General features: G+C 63.8%; 9 protein-coding genes. 1 reads left to right on the forward strand and 8 read right to left on the reverse strand.

What is annotated here, in order from left to right:
• Nucleotides 1-35 precede the first annotated feature (35 nt).
• Genes wecC through K2U94_RS16800 form a run of 3 tightly spaced genes read right to left on the reverse strand, consistent with a single transcriptional unit; the run spans nt 36 to nt 3222 of the window.
• Nucleotides 36-1316 carry a UDP-N-acetyl-D-mannosamine dehydrogenase gene (wecC, locus tag K2U94_RS16790; protein ID WP_243068303.1) on the reverse strand — a complete coding sequence of 427 codons (1281 nt, stop codon included), beginning with the start codon at nt 1314-1316 and terminating at the stop codon, nt 36-38.
• Nucleotides 1309-2427: a non-hydrolyzing UDP-N-acetylglucosamine 2-epimerase gene (gene wecB / locus K2U94_RS16795; RefSeq protein ID WP_243068304.1), complete on the reverse strand. Its 1119-nt coding sequence runs from the start codon at nt 2425-2427 to the stop codon at nt 1309-1311. Before wecB ends, wecC begins: the two co-directional genes overlap by 8 nt.
• Nucleotides 2428-2430: 3 nt before the next feature.
• Entirely contained in the window at nt 2431-3222 is a 792-nt protein-coding gene (locus tag K2U94_RS16800) for a WecB/TagA/CpsF family glycosyltransferase (protein ID WP_243068305.1), read from the reverse strand.
• A 223-nt stretch (nt 3223-3445) separates the two neighbouring features.
• Between K2U94_RS16800 and K2U94_RS16805 the strand changes: the two genes are divergently transcribed.
• Complete coding sequence (locus K2U94_RS16805) at nt 3446-4330, forward strand: glycosyltransferase family 2 protein (RefSeq protein ID WP_243068306.1); 885 nt, start codon at nt 3446-3448, stop codon at nt 4328-4330.
• A gap of 107 nt (nt 4331-4437) precedes the next feature.
• Here K2U94_RS16805 and K2U94_RS16810 read toward each other — a convergent pair whose 3' ends face one another.
• Genes K2U94_RS16810 through K2U94_RS16830 form a run of 5 tightly spaced genes read right to left on the reverse strand, consistent with a single transcriptional unit; the run spans nt 4438 to nt 16401 of the window.
• A complete protein-coding gene (locus K2U94_RS16810) occupies nt 4438-5631 on the reverse strand; it encodes a hypothetical protein (RefSeq protein ID WP_243068307.1) in 1194 nt (397 codons plus the stop codon).
• Between the two features lie 20 nt (nt 5632-5651).
• A complete protein-coding gene (locus K2U94_RS16815; RefSeq protein ID WP_243068308.1) occupies nt 5652-7073 on the reverse strand; it encodes an HlyD family type I secretion periplasmic adaptor subunit in 1422 nt (473 codons plus the stop codon).
• Entirely contained in the window at nt 7070-9403 is a 2334-nt protein-coding gene (locus K2U94_RS16820; RefSeq protein ID WP_243068309.1) for a peptidase domain-containing ABC transporter, read from the reverse strand. Before K2U94_RS16820 ends, K2U94_RS16815 begins: the two co-directional genes overlap by 4 nt.
• Entirely contained in the window at nt 9381-9713 is a 333-nt protein-coding gene (locus K2U94_RS16825; RefSeq protein ID WP_243068310.1) for a hypothetical protein, read from the reverse strand. Before K2U94_RS16825 ends, K2U94_RS16820 begins: the two co-directional genes overlap by 23 nt.
• Nucleotides 9714-9723: 10 nt before the next feature.
• Nucleotides 9724-16401: a DUF4082 domain-containing protein gene (locus K2U94_RS16830; RefSeq protein ID WP_243068311.1), complete on the reverse strand. Its 6678-nt coding sequence runs from the start codon at nt 16399-16401 to the stop codon at nt 9724-9726.
• Nucleotides 16402-16424: the final 23 nt, after the last annotated feature.

Genomic DNA, 16424 nt, shown 5'->3' on the forward strand with positions numbered 1-16424 from the left:
GCGCGGGAGCCGCGAAATTTCTCGTCCCGCCGGCGTTACGTCCGCACGGGCATGTCCTGCCACACGCCGCGGGTGTCGATGACGTCGAGGTGACGCCGCTCCGCCAGCGGGATCATTTTGAATTCGTCGTGATCGACCAGCAGGATCGCGATCTCGCAGCAGTGCAGCGCCTCGTCGATCGTCATGAATTCGACGCCGAATTCGGCGAGCTCCGGCGGCGGGCGCCGCAGGTTGGGCTCGACGATCTTGATCCGCGCGCCATATTTGGCGGCGAGGGCATGGGCGACCTCCATCGCCGGGCTTTCGCGCAAATCGTCGATATTCGCCTTGAAGGTCAGGCCGCAGCAGGCGACGCTGGCGTAAGGATGATCGTCGATCAGGGCTTCGGCCTTTTCGATCACCTTCCGCGTCTTGTCGTTGTTCACGTCGCGGCTCGTCCGCATCAGCCGCGCGAGATCGGGCGCGGAATCGATGATAAACCAGGGATCGACCGCGATGCAGTGCCCGCCGACGCCCGGACCGGGCCGCAGCACATTGACGCGCGGGTGGCGGTTGGCGAGATCGATCACTTCCCAGACATTGATGTCGAAGCGATCGCAGATCAGCGACAATTCGTTGGCGAAGGCGATATTGGCGTCGCGAAAGGCGTTTTCGGTCAGCTTGACCAGTTCGGCGGCGCGGGCGGTCGTGGCGACGCAGGCGCCCCGCACGAAGCTCTTGTAGAAACGCTGGGCGCGCCGCGTCGAGGCAGGCGTGACGCCGCCGATGCAGCGGTCGTTGTTGATGAGTTCGGTCAGGATGCGTCCGGGGAGAACCCGTTCGGGACAATAAGCGACGGAAATCGCGCCCTTGTCTTTGCCATTGCCGTTCTCCCAGCCGACGCCGTCGACATGGAGGTCCGGCCGCATCTTGGCGATCCGGACGGCGACGCCCTCGGTCGTGCCGATCGGCGAAGTCGATTCGAGAATGACGAGATTTCCCGGCGCCAGCACCTCGACGAAACTGTCCACCGCGGCGTAAACCATGGAGAGGTCCGGCCGGCTGCTGGCGTCGATCGGGGTCGGCACCGCGATCATGAAAACATCCGCCGGCTGCGGTTTGGACGCCGTCGTCAGCGCGCCGCTCGACACCACCTTCGAGACGAGACCGTCGAGATCGGGCTCGGAAATATGGATCGTGCCGGCGGCGACGGTGCGCACAACATCTTCCTTGGCGTCGACGCCGAGCACCTGCATGCCGCGGCTGGCGATCAGCGCCGCCGTCGGCAGCCCGATATAGCCCAGACCGATCACAGCGATTTTCTGGAATTCAGGCATCGAGGAGCGCCTTTACGATTCGTTCGCTGGCGTGGCCGTCGCCAAACGGATTGTGGGTGCGGGCCATGGCGGCGTAGCTGTCCTCGTCGTCGAGCAGCCGGAAGGTCTCTTCGACGATCTTGTCGTAATCGGAGCCGACGAGGCGGGCCGTGCCGGCCTCCACGCCCTCGGGCCGCTCCGTCGTCTCCCGCATCACCAGCACCGGCTTGCCGAATGTGGGAGCCTCCTCCTGCACGCCGCCGGAATCGGTCAGCACCAGATAGGACATCGACAGGAGGCTGACGAAATCGGTGTATTCCTGCGGCGAGGTGAGAACGACGCGCGGGTGGTTCGACAGGCGCGCCGCGAAGACGTCATGGACGTTCGGATTGGGATGCGCCGGCAGGACGATGGCGACATCCTCCCGCTTCAGGATCGTCTCCAGCGCATTGACGATGTTGAGGACGCCGCCGCCGAAATTTTCCCGGCGATGGCAGGTCACCAGGATGATGCGCCGGTTGCCGTGGCGCGCCCTGACGCCGTCCCATCGCGACGCGAGGTCGGGATCGGCGTCCACCATGGCTTTGGCCAGGATCAGCGCGTCCACGACGGTGTTGCCGGTGACGTGAATGCGCTCGTCCGGCACGTTCTCGGCGCGCAGCGCGCTGGCGGCGCGCTGGGTCGGCGCGAAATGCTGGTCGGCGATCGAGCCGACGATCTTGCGGTTCACCTCCTCCGGCCAGGGCGCATAAATGTCGCCGCTGCGCAGGCCCGCCTCGACATGAGAGACCGGAATGCGATGGTAATAGGAGGCGAGCGCCCCGGTCATGGCCGTCGCGGTGTCGCCCTGGACGACGACCCGAGTCGGCTTCACCCGTTCGAGCACCTCGCCGATATCCTCGACCAGTTGCGAGGTGAGGCGGTCGAGGTTCTGGTTGGCCGTCATGATGTTCAAATCGACGTCGGGCGTGACCTTGGCGAGCTTGAGCACCTGATCGAGCAGATGGCGGTGCTGGGCGGTGGCGCAGACGGTCAGCGCCACGTCCTTTTCGGCCTTGAGCCGGTTGATCACGGGAAAGAGTTTGATCGCCTCGGGACGCGTTCCCACCAGGACGAAGAGATGTTTCTGCATGCGTCAGCCTCCCACCCGGCCGGCGGGCGGCGCGAACCCGCCCGGCCCGACCGCGCCCCCCAGGCCCTGGCGGACCAGCGCCGTCGTCAGAATTCCGGCATAGAGCGCATTGGTCCTGGCGTAGCGCCACCACATGCGGCGCGGCTCCTGGTAGACCCGGTAGAGCCATTCGAGGCCGAACCGCTGCATGCGCTCGGGCGCCCTCTGCACCGCCCCGGCGAGAACATCAAAGGATCCGCCGACGCCCATGATGAAGGGCGTTGCGAGTTCGTCGCGATGGGCGGCGAGGAAGCGCTCCTTGCGGGGCGTGGGCATGCCGATGAACAGGCAGTCGGCGCCGCTTTCGCGGATCGCGCGGACGACCTCAGGCTCTTGCTCGCGGGTGAAATAGCCGTCCCGCAGTCCGGCGAAACGAATGGCGGGATAAAGTTCGCGGACGCGCTCGGCGGCGCCCTGAAGCACTTCCGGCCTGGCGCCGAGAAAAAAAGGCTTGAACCCTTCCCAGGCGCAGATGGCGAGAAGTTCGCCGAGGAGATCGACGCCCGCGACGCGGGACGTGACCGGCAGGCCCAAGGCGCGGGCGCCCCAGACGATTCCCATGCCGTCGATCCCGACGACGTCGCTGTTGGCGACGTCGGCGGCGAGCACCGGATCGGAACGCATATTGACCAGCTTGGCGACATTGAGCGCCACATGCTGAACGCGCCGCCGGCTGCGCATCGCGCCTCGCGCGACTTCGACCGTCTCCGCCATGGACAGCGCGTCGATGGGACAACCCAGGAACGAATAACGCATCGGCCCCCCCATTCTTCATCGCGCTGCTTCGCCGCGCCGGCGCCGCATGCGCAATTAAATGAATAAAAAAGACAATAATCAAACTCTATTTAATTGCAAGCGGATTTAATTTGCGCTTTAAAATTCCGGGGAGATTCCGGCGGTCACGCTTGGGGATTGCGGCCATTCGTGTTTTTATGTCAAGCGCAGTCGCCGAAAAAATAATCGGAGATTAAATAATATCATGATTTCCGTGATTATTCCGCATCTCAATCAACCGGAGGGGCTCGAGCACTGCCTCGCCAGCCTCGACGCCCAGACCCTCGACCCTGGCCTGTTCGAGGTCATTGTCGTCGACAACGGCTCGCGGGCGCTCCCGGTCGAGGTCATCGCGCGCCATCCCAACGCGCGCCTGCTTCAGGAAAGCCGCCCCGGTCCCGGCCCCGCGCGCAACAGGGGCGCGGCGGAGGCGCGTGGCGACGTCTTCGCCTTCATCGACGCCGATTGCCGTGCGGACCCGAACTGGCTGCGCAGCATCCAGGCCGCGCTCGCCGTCTCCGGGCCCGGCGTCGTGCTCGGCGGCGACGTCAGAATCTGGCGTTCCGGCGCCCGGCTCAATGCGATCGAGGCCTATGAGAGCGTGTTCGCCTACCGCTTCAAGCTCTATATCGAAAAGCACGGCTATGCCGGCACCGGGAATCTGGCGGCCTGGCGCAGCGATTTCCACGCGGTCGGGCCGTTCGACGGCATCGAGGTCGCCGAGGATATGGAATGGGGGCGGCGCGCCCGCGCCGCCGGGCTGCATTTCCGCTATATTCCCGAAATGGTGGTCTATCATCCCGCCCGCGGCTCGCTTGAAGAGCTTTACGTCAAATGGGATCGGCAGATCCTGCATTATCGGCGCATGGCCGAAGGCGAGCCCCATTGGCGCCTACGCTGGACCGGCCGGGCCCTGCTCGTTCTCGCCTCCCCCATCGCCGCCGCCTTCACCGTGCTCGCAAGCGACCGGATTTCGGGCCTGTCCGCGCGCTGGCGCGCGATCGCGGTGATGACTGCGGTCCGCTCCCATCGCGCTGCGACCATGCTCTCCCTGCTGCGCGGCGAGCGGGCGATGGCCTGGAACCGCTGAGCATGAAGTCGTTGGCCCACCAACGACTTCGTGCTTAGATTTCTTTGTTTCAGCAGGATTTTTGTCCGAAAGCGGGCGACCGCTTTTCGGAAATCATTCTCTAAGCGCTAAGCGGCGCTTGTTTGCGCCTGCGCCGACTGGAACAGGCCATGGTCGGTGAGTTGCGGCAGATCGTTGCGGCGCCCGAACGACCACAGGATCCAACCGAGTTCATAGCTGCGGCATTCGAGGCGAAGGCCGACGCCGGCGCTGTCGATCAGGCCCGAAGAGCGTCCAAGAAGCATATTGCCGACAGCGCGCAGCATGCGCGGCGTCTTGTTTTGAAGTTCGTCCTTGCGGATCTGCGAGCGTATGCTCAGGCCGCTTTCCCGCAGCAGCATGGAGCGCCCGAGCTGGTTGCGGCCGAAGACCCATTGGAAGCCGCGGATCAGCGCCTCGCGCGCGCCGGGAACGCCATAACGCTCGCCCCATTCGAGCAGCGCCGGCGCCATGCCGTATTGATGCACCGAATAGACCTCGTAAAAGTCCAGCACGCGGCCGCTCGCCGCGTCGAAGAACCAGGGCCACTCGCCCTGGGGCCCCTGAAGCGCGATCAATTTCCCGGCGCAGGCCGACGCCATTGCGATCGCCGGAACGTCGCCCGTGAGATCGCCATATTGATAGCAGGCGATCGCCAGATAGATCTGGGTCGCGAAAGACGCAAAGCGCCGCCGCAACCCATAGGGCGTGTCGAAGAACAGGCCCGCGCCGCCATGGTAGCGATCCTGCAGGAACCGGAACAAAGGCTGGGCGTATGGACGCCATTCGTCGCGGCCGGCGCGTGTTTGCGCCACGACGCCTGTCAGCAGCATGCCGAGATCCTGCGCATGAAAATCCCGCCAGGCGTCGCTGTCCTCGAGAATCGCCCTGACCGCGCGCGCGACATCGTCGGGGATGGCGAAGCCCAGTTCGGCGCTGGCCCAAAGCGCCATGCCGAAAGCGTATTTGCGCACCGGCAGGCGGGTCAGCTCGCGCGCATTGCGATCGAAAATCTCGCGCAGGTCGAGACCTTCAGGAATTTCGGCGACCCGCGACATGCCGAGCAGAACGTTGAGCGTGTAGAAGACGTCGCTGTGCGGCAGGGATTCGTTCGGCGAGGCGCGGCCGTCGAGGTGATATATATGCGACCAGCGCCCGTGCTCGGGAAGCCAGCAATGTTCGAGGCCGCGCAAGGCGAAATTTACGAGCGGCGAATTGCGGACCGGCTCGTTCCTGTTGGCGGCGGCCGGAGGAGCCGCGTCGGCGAGCGTGTTGATCGTCATCATTTTCCCACCCTGGCTGGTCAATATTCGCGGATGCTCTCGTCCAGTCCACGCATGAGCGGATAGAGGAAATAGGAAATCACGCTGCGGCGACCGACCTTCATCTCGGCGGTCACCGCCATGCCCGGAAGCAGTGGCGCGCGTCCCTCCGGCGCCCGCAGACGCGTATCCTTCAGGTCGATCAGGACGCGATAATAGGGCGCGGCGTCACGGCGCCCCGTTTCGGCTTTCGGGTCCGGCGAAAAGGCGTCCTCGCTGATGACTCTGACCTCTCCCGCGGCCGTTCCATATTTCTGGAACGGGAAGGCCTCGAACTTGATCCGCGCCGATTGGCCGACCGACACCTGGCCGATGTCTCTTCCCTGGACATTCACTTCGGCCTGCAGCGTCGCGTCGCGAGGCACGAGAACGAAGAGAGTCTCCGCTTCGCGCGCCACCGAGCCGACCGTCCGGTCGGCGATCTGCAGAACGGTGGCGTCGGCCGGCGCCTGAAGCACGATCAGCTTGCGACGCAACTCCGCCTTCTTGAGATCTTCCGCCGCGCTGTTGCGCTTGGTCAGCGTGTCGACAAGCTCCTCATAGGCCTTGCGCAGAAATTCCTCGGCGAAGACTTTTCGATCCGCGCGCGCCTTGTCGACGCGATGCGAGTCGTCGGCGATATTGCCGCGAATCCGCGCCAGATTGCTCTCCACTTCGAGGCGGGCGTCACGCGACAGCAGGAAGTTCAGCTTCGACCCGATCTCCTTGTTCATCAGCGTGGTGCGCATGGTCTCGATCGACCGGGTGGTGTCGAGCCGCTGAACCAGCACCGCCTCCTCGTCACGAGCGGTCTTGAGATTGGCCTGAGCGGAGGCGATCTGCGCGTCGTCATCCTCGATCTGGGCGTCGTAGGCGCTCTTGCGCTGCAGGAAGATTTTGCGCTGGAGAATCTCGTCGGAATTGGCGGGGTCCGTAATGACATAAACCTTGCCGTTCAGCTCCGCCCGCAGCCGGTCGATCGTGGCGTCGAACGCCGCCACCCGGTTGCGCAAAAGATCCTGATCGGCCTGGGAGAAGGTCGGGTCGAGAGTCGCCAGCACATCGCCGCGACGGACCCGGTCGCCGACCCTGACGCGAATGTCGCGGATCACGGAGGTTTCGAGCGGCTGGACCACGAGATTCGGCCGGGTGGTGATGAGCTTGCCCTGCGCGACGACGATCATGTCGACGTGGGAAACCGACGCCCAGCCGATCGCCGTCGCGATCAGAGCGACGACCGCATAGAGCGTCAGGCGGGCGAGGCGCGGCGGCGGCCGGTGCTCGATCTCTATGGCGTCGGACTGAAATTCCGTGACCAAAGCCGGCCGTCGCGGCGCCGGCCGCGCCCGACGGCGCCGCTCCGCCGGCCCGCGCGCCGCCGGCGCGGATTTCGTCTCGGCCCGCGTCTCGTCGGTTGCGCTCATGCGACGTGCCTCATCTGCTGGTTCCACAAATGCCGGTAGATCGTGCATTTCGACAGCAGCCGGTCATGGGAGTCGACGTCGACGATCCGGCCGCGGTCGATCACCAGGATCTGGTTGGAGTCGGCGAGCATCGACAGCCGGTGCGACACGATGATCACCGTCCGTCCCGCCGCGATCCGGCGGAGGTTGCGGCGGATGATCAGCTCGCTTTCCGAATCCAGCGCGCTCGTCGCCTCGTCGAGGATGAGAATGCGCGGATCGACGACGAGCGCCCGCGCGATGGCGAGGCGCTGCTTCTGTCCGCCCGAAAGATTCGAGCCGTCCTCTTCAAGCATGGTGTCGAAGCCGCGCGGCAGACGCTCGATGAATTCGTCGGCGCCCGCCAATCGCGCGGCGTGCGCGACCTCGGCGAAAGTCGCGTCGCGCTTCACGCAGGCGATGTTCTCGCGCACCGTGCCGCGAAACAGAAAATTGTCCTGCAGCACGACGCCGAGGCTGTTGCGCAGATGCGCGAGATCGATCTCGCGGGAATCGGCGCCGTCGATCCGCAGCACCCCCTGCTGCGCCGCGTAAATGCCCGAGATCAGGCGCGTCAGCGTCGTCTTGCCGGAGCCGCTGCGGCCGACGATCCCGAAGATCGAGCCGGGCTCGACCGAAAACGAGACGTCGTCCAGCGCCGGCGCGCCCTCCGGGCCGTAGCGGAAGGAGACATTCTCGAATTCGATCCCGCCCGCGATTTCCGGCCGCAGGCCTTCGCTTTTGCCCTCGCGCTCGGGCTTCTGATTCATCACCTCGCCAAGCATCTTCACCGCCAGGGCGACTTCCTGATATTCGTGGACCATGGCGACCATCTGCACCAGCGGTCCCGAAACCCGCCCGGCCAGCATGTTGAAGGCGACCAGGGCGCCAATGGTCATCACGCCGTTGAACACGTCGAATGCGCCCAGCGTGATGATCCCGAGCGTCATGATTTTTTCCAGAAAACCGGTCAGCGCCTGGGCGCCCGCCGAAATCTTCTCGACGCCGAAGCGCATGGTCACCGCCTGGGCGCAACGCTCGTCCCATCTGCGGCCCTGCATAGGCTCCATGGCCAATGACTTGACCGTGCGCATGCCGTGGACGGTCTCGACGAGCAGCGCCTGGCGCGCGCCTTCCGCCTGATAGAGATCGGCGAGGCGGCGCCGGAACGGCCCCATCAGCGTCATGACCACCAAGGCGCTCAACGCGGTAAAGGCCAGCACGACGAAAGTGAGCTTGACGCTGTAGAGCAGCAGGACGGGAATGAAGACGACGAGCGAAAGCGCGTCGAGCGTGGTCAGGAACAGCCGCCCGGTCAGAAACTCCCGGATCCGCGCCGCCTGCTGCATGTGCTTCACCAGCACGCCGGCCGAAATATGCTCGAAGAAGGAGACAGGAAGCCCAAGCAGATGGCCGAAGGTCTGGGTCGCGACGCGGATATCGACCTTGTTGGTGGCGTAGAGCAGAAGATAGCGCCGCAGGAAGGTGAATACAGCTTCGAACGAGAGCGCCGCCGCGGCGCCCGCCGCAAGCACGTAAAGGGTCGTGAAGCTCTCGTGCACCAGCACCTTGTCGATGACGAGTTGGAAGAAGATCGGCAAAGCGAGGCCAAGCGCATAGAGCAGGATCGCGGCGACGGCGACGTCGATGAACAGCCGCCATTGGCGCAGAAGCTCGGGAACGAACCAGCGCAGGCCGAAGGCCGGCCTTCCGTCAGCCAGGCGCGATTCGCGTTTCATGAGGATCGCGTCGCCGGACCACCGGGCGCAAAACAGTTCCTTTTCGACCACGAGAGGCTCGTAGCGGCGATCCGCGAGCGGATCGAACACGACGACCGCCTCGCCGCCATCGGGCGCCTCTCCGGGTCCGAGAACCACGATCCAATTGCCGTTGTCGAGGCGAAGCAGCGCGGGATAGGCTTCCCCGAGCCGGAGCAGGACTTTCCAGTCGAGCCGCGCGCTGCGCGCGCGCAGGCCCGCGTCCTTGGCCATGCGCAGCAATTGCGTCGCGGCGAGCGCTCCGCCATCGACGGCATAGGCGTGCCGCAGGCGCTCCGCCGAGAGTTCGACACCGTGACGGCCCGCGATCAGCGATAGACATTCCAGGCCGGTGCGCGCGGCCTCGCCGGAATCTTCCGCCGGAGCCGCCGCGACTTCGATGTCCGGCGGCGCCGCAACCTCGACTACCGGCGCCGGCGGCGCTTCGGCCGGATCGCTCCCGACTGCGGCTTTCCCGGCCTTGTTGTTGCGAAAGGCCGAGAACCACTTTTTCGGGCGACGCTTGGGGACGTCAACGGAAATTGGCTGAGACATTTGGCGCCCGCGAGCTGTTGTTTGTGGTGACCTGGTGGTTTTCTCCGGGGGCGATGTCGGACGTCGCGGCCAAGGTCGGCGCACCGCGGCGGATCGCGCCGGCTTCCACGAGGCCCTGCAACGCCTTCTGCATCACCTCGACCGAATTGGCGAAGGCTTCGACCGAGAAGATCAGCCTCTGGCAGAGCACGCGCTTGGGCGCGTTATTGGCGTCGCGCTCGGTCGGCGACAGGCTGACCAGATCGACCCGCACGATCGATCCGCCAACGGTGATTTCGTCCACTCCATCCGTGTAGATCTCGGCATGCATGCGATATCTCCTATGCCGCCAGTTGCGCCTTGAAAACGACGTCCACGCCATAGCTCGTGGCGTTATACGAGTTGGTGGGGAAGAGGCTCGAACCGCCATAGGCATAGACGCCATTGCCGCCGCTGCTCGATGACGACGGCGCCGTGAGCGGTCCGTTGGCAAGCGAGGTCGCGAACAGGTTCGGATCGGCCGAATATTCCCCGGTATTGGTATGGTAAGACGCGACATAGGTCGTCCCCGCGGCAATATTGACCGGCGTGGAGAAATCGGCCTCCTGCCAGCCGCTCGTGGTCTCGTTGGTGAAGGTCGCGGTGGCGAGCAGCGTCCCGGTCGAGCTCCACAGATCGGCGACATGGGTTCCGGTATTTTGCGGCCCCTTGTAGAACCTTATGCCGCTGATCGCGCCACTCTGCGATGACGTGAACTTGACACCGAGTTCGACCGCGTTGGGATCGTTGACGGTGACGATCGACGGCGTCGAGCTTGCGCTGAAAAGGGTCGCCGTATTCGGATTGTTCACCGTCAGCGCGACATTGGCGGAAGCGGTCCCGCCGTCGGCGTCGGTGATCGAATAAGTGAAGCTCGCCGCGCCGGCGTAATTGCTGGTCGGCGTGAAGGTGACGACCTGCGTCTGGGAATTATAGCTCACCGTTCCGTTCACCGGGCTGCTCACCCCGGTGATCGACGGCGTCAGGCCGTTGGGATCGGTGTCGTTGGCGAGCAACTGGGAGGCGTTGATCGCGAGCGCCGTGTTCTCGGTCGTTACGAAGCCGCTGTCATTATTGGCGACGGGCGCCAGCACGCCAGTGGATTTCGTATAAACGACATCGACCCAATAATTGGTCGCGTTATAGGTGCTGGTCGGGAATGTGTCGGTTCCGCCATAGGCATAGACGCCATTGCCGGAAGCCGGCGCGGTCAGATCGCCGCTCACCACATTCGACGTGAAATAATTGCCGCTGGCCGAATATTCGCCGACATTGGTGTGATAGGCGGCGACATAGGTCATGCCGGCGGTGATCGCGACCGGCGTCGAGAAATTCACCTGCTGCCAGCCGCTCGCGGTCTCGCCGGTGAAGGTCGCGCTGGCGAGCAGCGTTCCCGTCGAACTCCACAAATCGGCGATATGGGTCCCGGTATTCGACGGGCCCTTGTAGAAGCGGATGCCGGTGATCGAGCCATTGGCGGCGGCGGTGAATTTCACGCCGAGTTCGATGGCGTTCGGGTCGTTGACGGTGACGGTCGCCGGAGTCGAGGTCGTGCCGAACAGGCTTTCCGTCGCTACGGAATTCGAGACCGTCAAAGCGACATTGGCGGAGGCCGTTCCGCCGTCGGCGTCGGTGATCGAATAAGTGAAGTTCGCCGGCCCGGTGTAATTGCTGGTCGGCGTGAATGTGACCGTCTGGGTCTGCGAATTATAGCTCACCGTTCCGTTCACCGGACTGCTCACCCCGGTGATCGACAGAGGCAGGCCGTTGGGATCGGTGTCGTTGGCGAGCAGCGCGGCCGCAGGAATGTTGAGCGCGGTGTTCAGATTGGTCGAAAAGCCGCTGTCGTTATTGGCGACGGGCGGCGGCGCCGCATTCACCGTCAGCGCGACACTGGCGGAGGCGGTTCCGCCGCCAGCGTCGGTGATCGAATAAGTGAAGTTCGCCGGCCCGGTGTAGCCGGTCGTCGGGGTGAAGGTGACCGTCTGTGTCTGGGAATTATAGCTCACCGTTCCGTTCACCGGGCTGCTCACCCCGGCGATGGACAGAGTCAGGCCGTTGGGATCGGTGTCGTTGGCCAGCAGCGCGGAGGCGGCAATATTGAGCGCGGTGTTCTCGACTGTCGAAAAGCCGCTGTCATTGTTCGCGACCGGCGGCGGTTGAATGACTTTGGTATAAACGACATCCACCCAATAATTGGTCGCGTTATAGGTGCTGGTCGGGAAGGTGTCGGTCGCGCCATAGGCATAGACGCCATTGCCGGAAGCCGGCGCGGTGAGGTCGCCGCTCACCACATTCGATGAGAAATAATTGGCGCTGGCCGAATATTCGCCGACATTGGTGTGATAGGCGGCGACATAGGTCACGCCTGCGGTGATCGCGACCGGCGTCGAGAAATTCACCTGCTGCCAGCCGCTCGCGGTCTCGCCGGTGAAGGTCGCGCTGGCGAGCAGCGTTCCCGTCGAACTCCACAAATCGCCGATATGTGTCCCGGTGTTCGACGGACCCTTGTAGAAGCGGATGCCGGTGATCGAGCCATTGGCGTCGGCGGTGAATTTCACGCCGAGTTCAACCGCGCTGGGGTCGTTGACGGTGACGGATGTCGGGGTCGAGGTCAGACTGAACAGGTTTTCCGTCGTCACGGTGGAATTGCCCACCGTCAAAGCGACATTGGCGGAGGCTGTTCCGCCGTCGGCGTCGGTGATCGAATAGGTGAAGCTCGCCGGCCCGGTGTAATTGCTGGTCGGCGTGAAAGTGACGATCTGCGTCTGGGAATTGTAGCTCACCGTTCCGTTTGCCGGACTGCTCACCCCGGTGATCGACAGAGGCAGACCGTTGGGATCGGTGTCGTTTGCCAGCAGCGCGGAAGCGGCAATGCTGAGCGCGGTGTTCGCATTGGTCGAAAAGCCGCTGTCATTGTTCGCGACGGGCGGCGGCGCCACATTCACCGTCAAAGCGACATTGGCGGAGGCGGTTCCGCCGTCGGCGTCGGTGATCGAATAAGTGAAGTTTGCCGCCCCGGTATAGCCCGTCGTCGGCGTGAAGGTGACCGTCTGGGTCTGGGAATTGTAGCTCACCGTTCCATTGACCGGGCCGCTCACCCCGGCGATCGACAGGGTCAGGCCGTTGGGATCGGTGTCGTTGGCCAGCAGCGCCGAGGCGGCAATGTTGAGCGCGGTGTTCTCGACCGTCGAAAAGCCGCTGTCATTGTTCGCGACCGGCGGCAGCCCCCCCGAGGAGCCGTTGAAGACGACATCGACCCAGTAATTGGTGGCCTTATAGGTGTTGGTGGGGAAAATGTCGGTCGAGCCATAGGCATAGACGCCATTGCCAGCGGTCGGCGCCGTCAGATTGCCGTTGGTCACCGGCGACGTGAAATAATTCGCGGTGTCGGAATAATAGCCATTGGTATGGTAGGCCGCGACATAGGTCGTGCCGGCGGTGATCGCGACTGGCGTCGAGAAATTCACCTGCTGCCAGCCGCTCGACGTCTCGTTGGTAAAGGTCGCGGTCGCCAGCAACTGGCCCGAGGAGCTCCAAAGGTCGCCGATATGCGTGCCGACGTTTGCGGTTCCCTTGTAGAAGCGTATGCCCGTGATCTTTCCATTCGTCGTCGCCGTGAACTTGACGCCAAGTTCGACGGGACTGCCGTCGTTGGAATTGACCTCGGCCGGCGTGACATTGGTGCCGAACAGGCTCTGGGCCGAAACGGGATAGGTGACGTTGAGCGACACCGCGCCCGTTGCGGAGGCGCCGCTCGTATCCTTGATCGTATAAAGGAAGCTCGCCAATCCAGCATAATTTGCGGTCGGCGTGAAGGTGACCATCTGGGTCTGGGAATTATAGCTCACTGTCCCATTCACCGGCCCGCTCACGCCGGTCAGCGACAAGGACAGGCCGTTGGTGTCCGTGTCATTGGCGAGCAGGGCCGAAGCGGCGATCGAGATCGAGCCGTTTTCGGTGACGGTGAATCCGCTGTCGCTATTGGCCTGCGGCCCCCCCGAATTGGTGTCGTCGAAGACGACGTCGACCCAATAATTGTCGCTGTTGGTGAAAGAAACATTATTGGGGAAGATCGGACCCGAGCCATAGGCGTAGACGCCATTGAGGCCGCTTCCGGTCGCCGTCAGGGCGCCATTGGTCGTGCCGGCATTGTCGAAATAGAAATTGGTGGTCGAATAATAGCCGGAACTGGTCCAATAGGACGCGATGTAGGTTTGACCAGCCTGAATCGCGACGGGCGACGCGAAACTGACCTGCTGCCAGCCGCTGGAGGTCTCATTGGAGAAGGTCGCGCTGGCGAGCAACTGGCCGCTCGACGACCAGAGATCGCCGATATGGGTTCCGGTATTCTGCGACCCCTTGTAAAATCTTATCCCGGTGATCATGCCCGCGTCCGCGGACACGAACTTGACCCCAACCTCGATCGGGCTGTTGTCGGGCGTGTTGGCGACCGCAGGAGTCGCCGTGGCGCTGAAGATCGACAGATTGGACGAGGGCAGGACCGTATAGGAGGTCGCGTCGCTCGGCGTTTCGAGATTGATGCTGTCATCGACAGCGCGGCTTTCCACCTTGAAAGTTCCCGCAGCGCCCGCCTTGAAGGTATAGGACCACGACACGGTCGCCGCGCCGACATTGCTCGTGGCGGGATGCCAGGTATTCCCTCCGTCGGTTGAGACCTCGACCCCGCCAATCACGCCGCCGACGTCGGTCGCAGTTCCAGTCACCGTCATCTGGCTTCCCTCGACAATGCTCGTGGTCGAGAGACTGGTGATATACGAGGTCGGCGCGGTATGGTCCGTCGTAGCCGACGCCAGCACGAGACTCGCCTGCAATGTCTGAGGCTGAACGCCCATATCGGCGAGGACATTGACCGTCGCCTGCTGAACGCTGGGGTCGACCGGCTGCAGCGTGCCCTGATAGACGTCATGCTGGTCGGACAGACCCCACGACCAGAACACGGTGCCTGTGCTGAAGACGAGCGCGCCGCTGACGGGATCGCGGAATTCGACCAGATTGTGGGTCGCCGTCCCGTTCCCGGTCGTATTGCCATAGTCGAGCAGAAGGGTGCTGACCTGCAGCGTCGTCGAAGACAGGCTGACCAGGCCGCCGGGCCGGAAACCGTTGTCCGGCGACGAATCCCATTCGTAACCGAGGATGCCCGGTTGGAGCGAGGCGGTTCCGCCAGGCTGCGTGTTGGCGACGGCGGTATTGTCCCAGATGCGCAGCTGCGTCATGCCATAGGGAATGGTGAGTGTGTCGAAACGCTCGGAATCGACCGAGAAGACCTGCCCCGTCAGGGCGTTGGACGGCGTTCCCGCCAGCCCGCCGGTCGAGGCGAAGCGCGCGTCCATGAAGGTGCTGGTCGCCGTTCCCGAGGGATCGATCAAGGTGTTGGCGTGAGTGTCCTTATATGAGACCAGGGTGCGGTTGGGGTCGCTGGTCGCGTCGATGCTCGGCGCGAACCGCGTCTGCCAATAGGCTTCGTTGCCGCTCAGGAACATGAGGCTGACGCCGGCTTGCCCCGCGGCCTGAACATTCGCATATTGCTGGTCTGTCCAGTATTCGTCGTGGCCGCTGTCCATATAGACTTTGTGATTGAGCAGCAAAGAGTCGTTAGGAGCGGTGGCGAGTTGTTGACCAGAAATATAGCTGACGTTGTAGCCGTTCTGTTCGAGCCAGTAGATTGTCGGAAACTCGGCCGAGAACACCATGTCGTTGGACGAGCCATAAAGGCTGCCGAATCCAGGATAGCTGCTGTCGCGAGTGGTGATAGGGCGATTGTAGCTGACCGCATAGGCCGAGCCATTGTAGCCAGGACCGTTGCCGGCATAGAGGTCGGCGCCGCCCCAGGGATTGTACGCCTGCCAGGTTTCGTCGGCGGTCTGGAAGATGATGTCGCTGGTCGAGCTGGGGTCGCTGACGATGAAGGGAATCTGGAAGACCTGGCTCCCTTGGGTGACATTGGCGATATAGACGCCGGACACTGCGGTTGTCGGCACATTCCAGGAATCGGTGACGCTCCAGTTGCCGGCGTCGACCAGCCCGGTCGAGGGATCGGTCAGGGCCGCGGGCTGGGCGATGACGCCGCCGCTATGATTGATAGTGGTGACGAGACGCGCCCCGTCGCCGCCGTAATAACCCAACCGGTAAATGCTGATGGTGTAGCTGCCATTGCCGGTCAGGTTATCGATCTTGAACTGGACTGTGCCGCCGACATTGGTCCCCATCTGGGTGGTGAAGCCTTCCAACTTGGTCGAATCCTGGCCCGGATCGACCCACCAGACGCTCATCGGCGTGCCCGCAAGCTGGTTCTCCGCGACGATGGCGTTCGGCGTCCCCGTCACCGGGTCGATCGGCGCCGACATGGCGCTGACATTGCCGGCGGCGTCGGTCGCGGTCGCGGTGAAATCATAGGAGCCGGCCGGCAGCGGAACCGTGGTCACGCTGAAGGCGCCTTTGGCGTCGGTTATGCCGGTCCCGATTACGGTTGTTCCATTATAGATCTTGATCGCGCTGTTCGCCTCGGCCGTTCCCGTCAGCACCACCTGGTTGACGTTGACGATCGACTCGCCCGTCAGGACCGGCGCCGCCGGCGGCGTCGTGTCCACAATCACGCTGAGCGGACTCGACGCCGCGCTCGTCTGGCCCGCGCTGTCGGTCGCCGTGGCCGTGAAGACCTGGCTGCCGTCTGGGAGCGCCGGGGTGGTCAAGCTCCAGGCGCCGGTCGCATCCGCCGTCACCGTCCCGATCAGGGTCGCGTCGTCAAAGATATTGACCGTGGCGCTATCCGCGGCGGTCCCCGTGAACGTCAGTTGACTGGCGTTGGTGAGCCCATCGCCGACCACGCCTGAGTCGGGCGACCAGGACGCGATGACTGGGGCGGCGGGCGGCGTGGTCGCCGGCGACGCCAGAAGCGGCTGGGTCTGGTCAAGCGATTGGTTGGCGGCAAACGCGAGATTTTCGGTTTCATTGGGCATGGCGGAGCCCCTATAAAGCCCGT

Origin of the sequence: Candidatus Rhodoblastus alkanivorans, from assembly GCF_022760755.1 — a bacterium.
GTDB lineage: Bacteria > Pseudomonadota > Alphaproteobacteria > Rhizobiales > Beijerinckiaceae > Rhodoblastus > Rhodoblastus alkanivorans.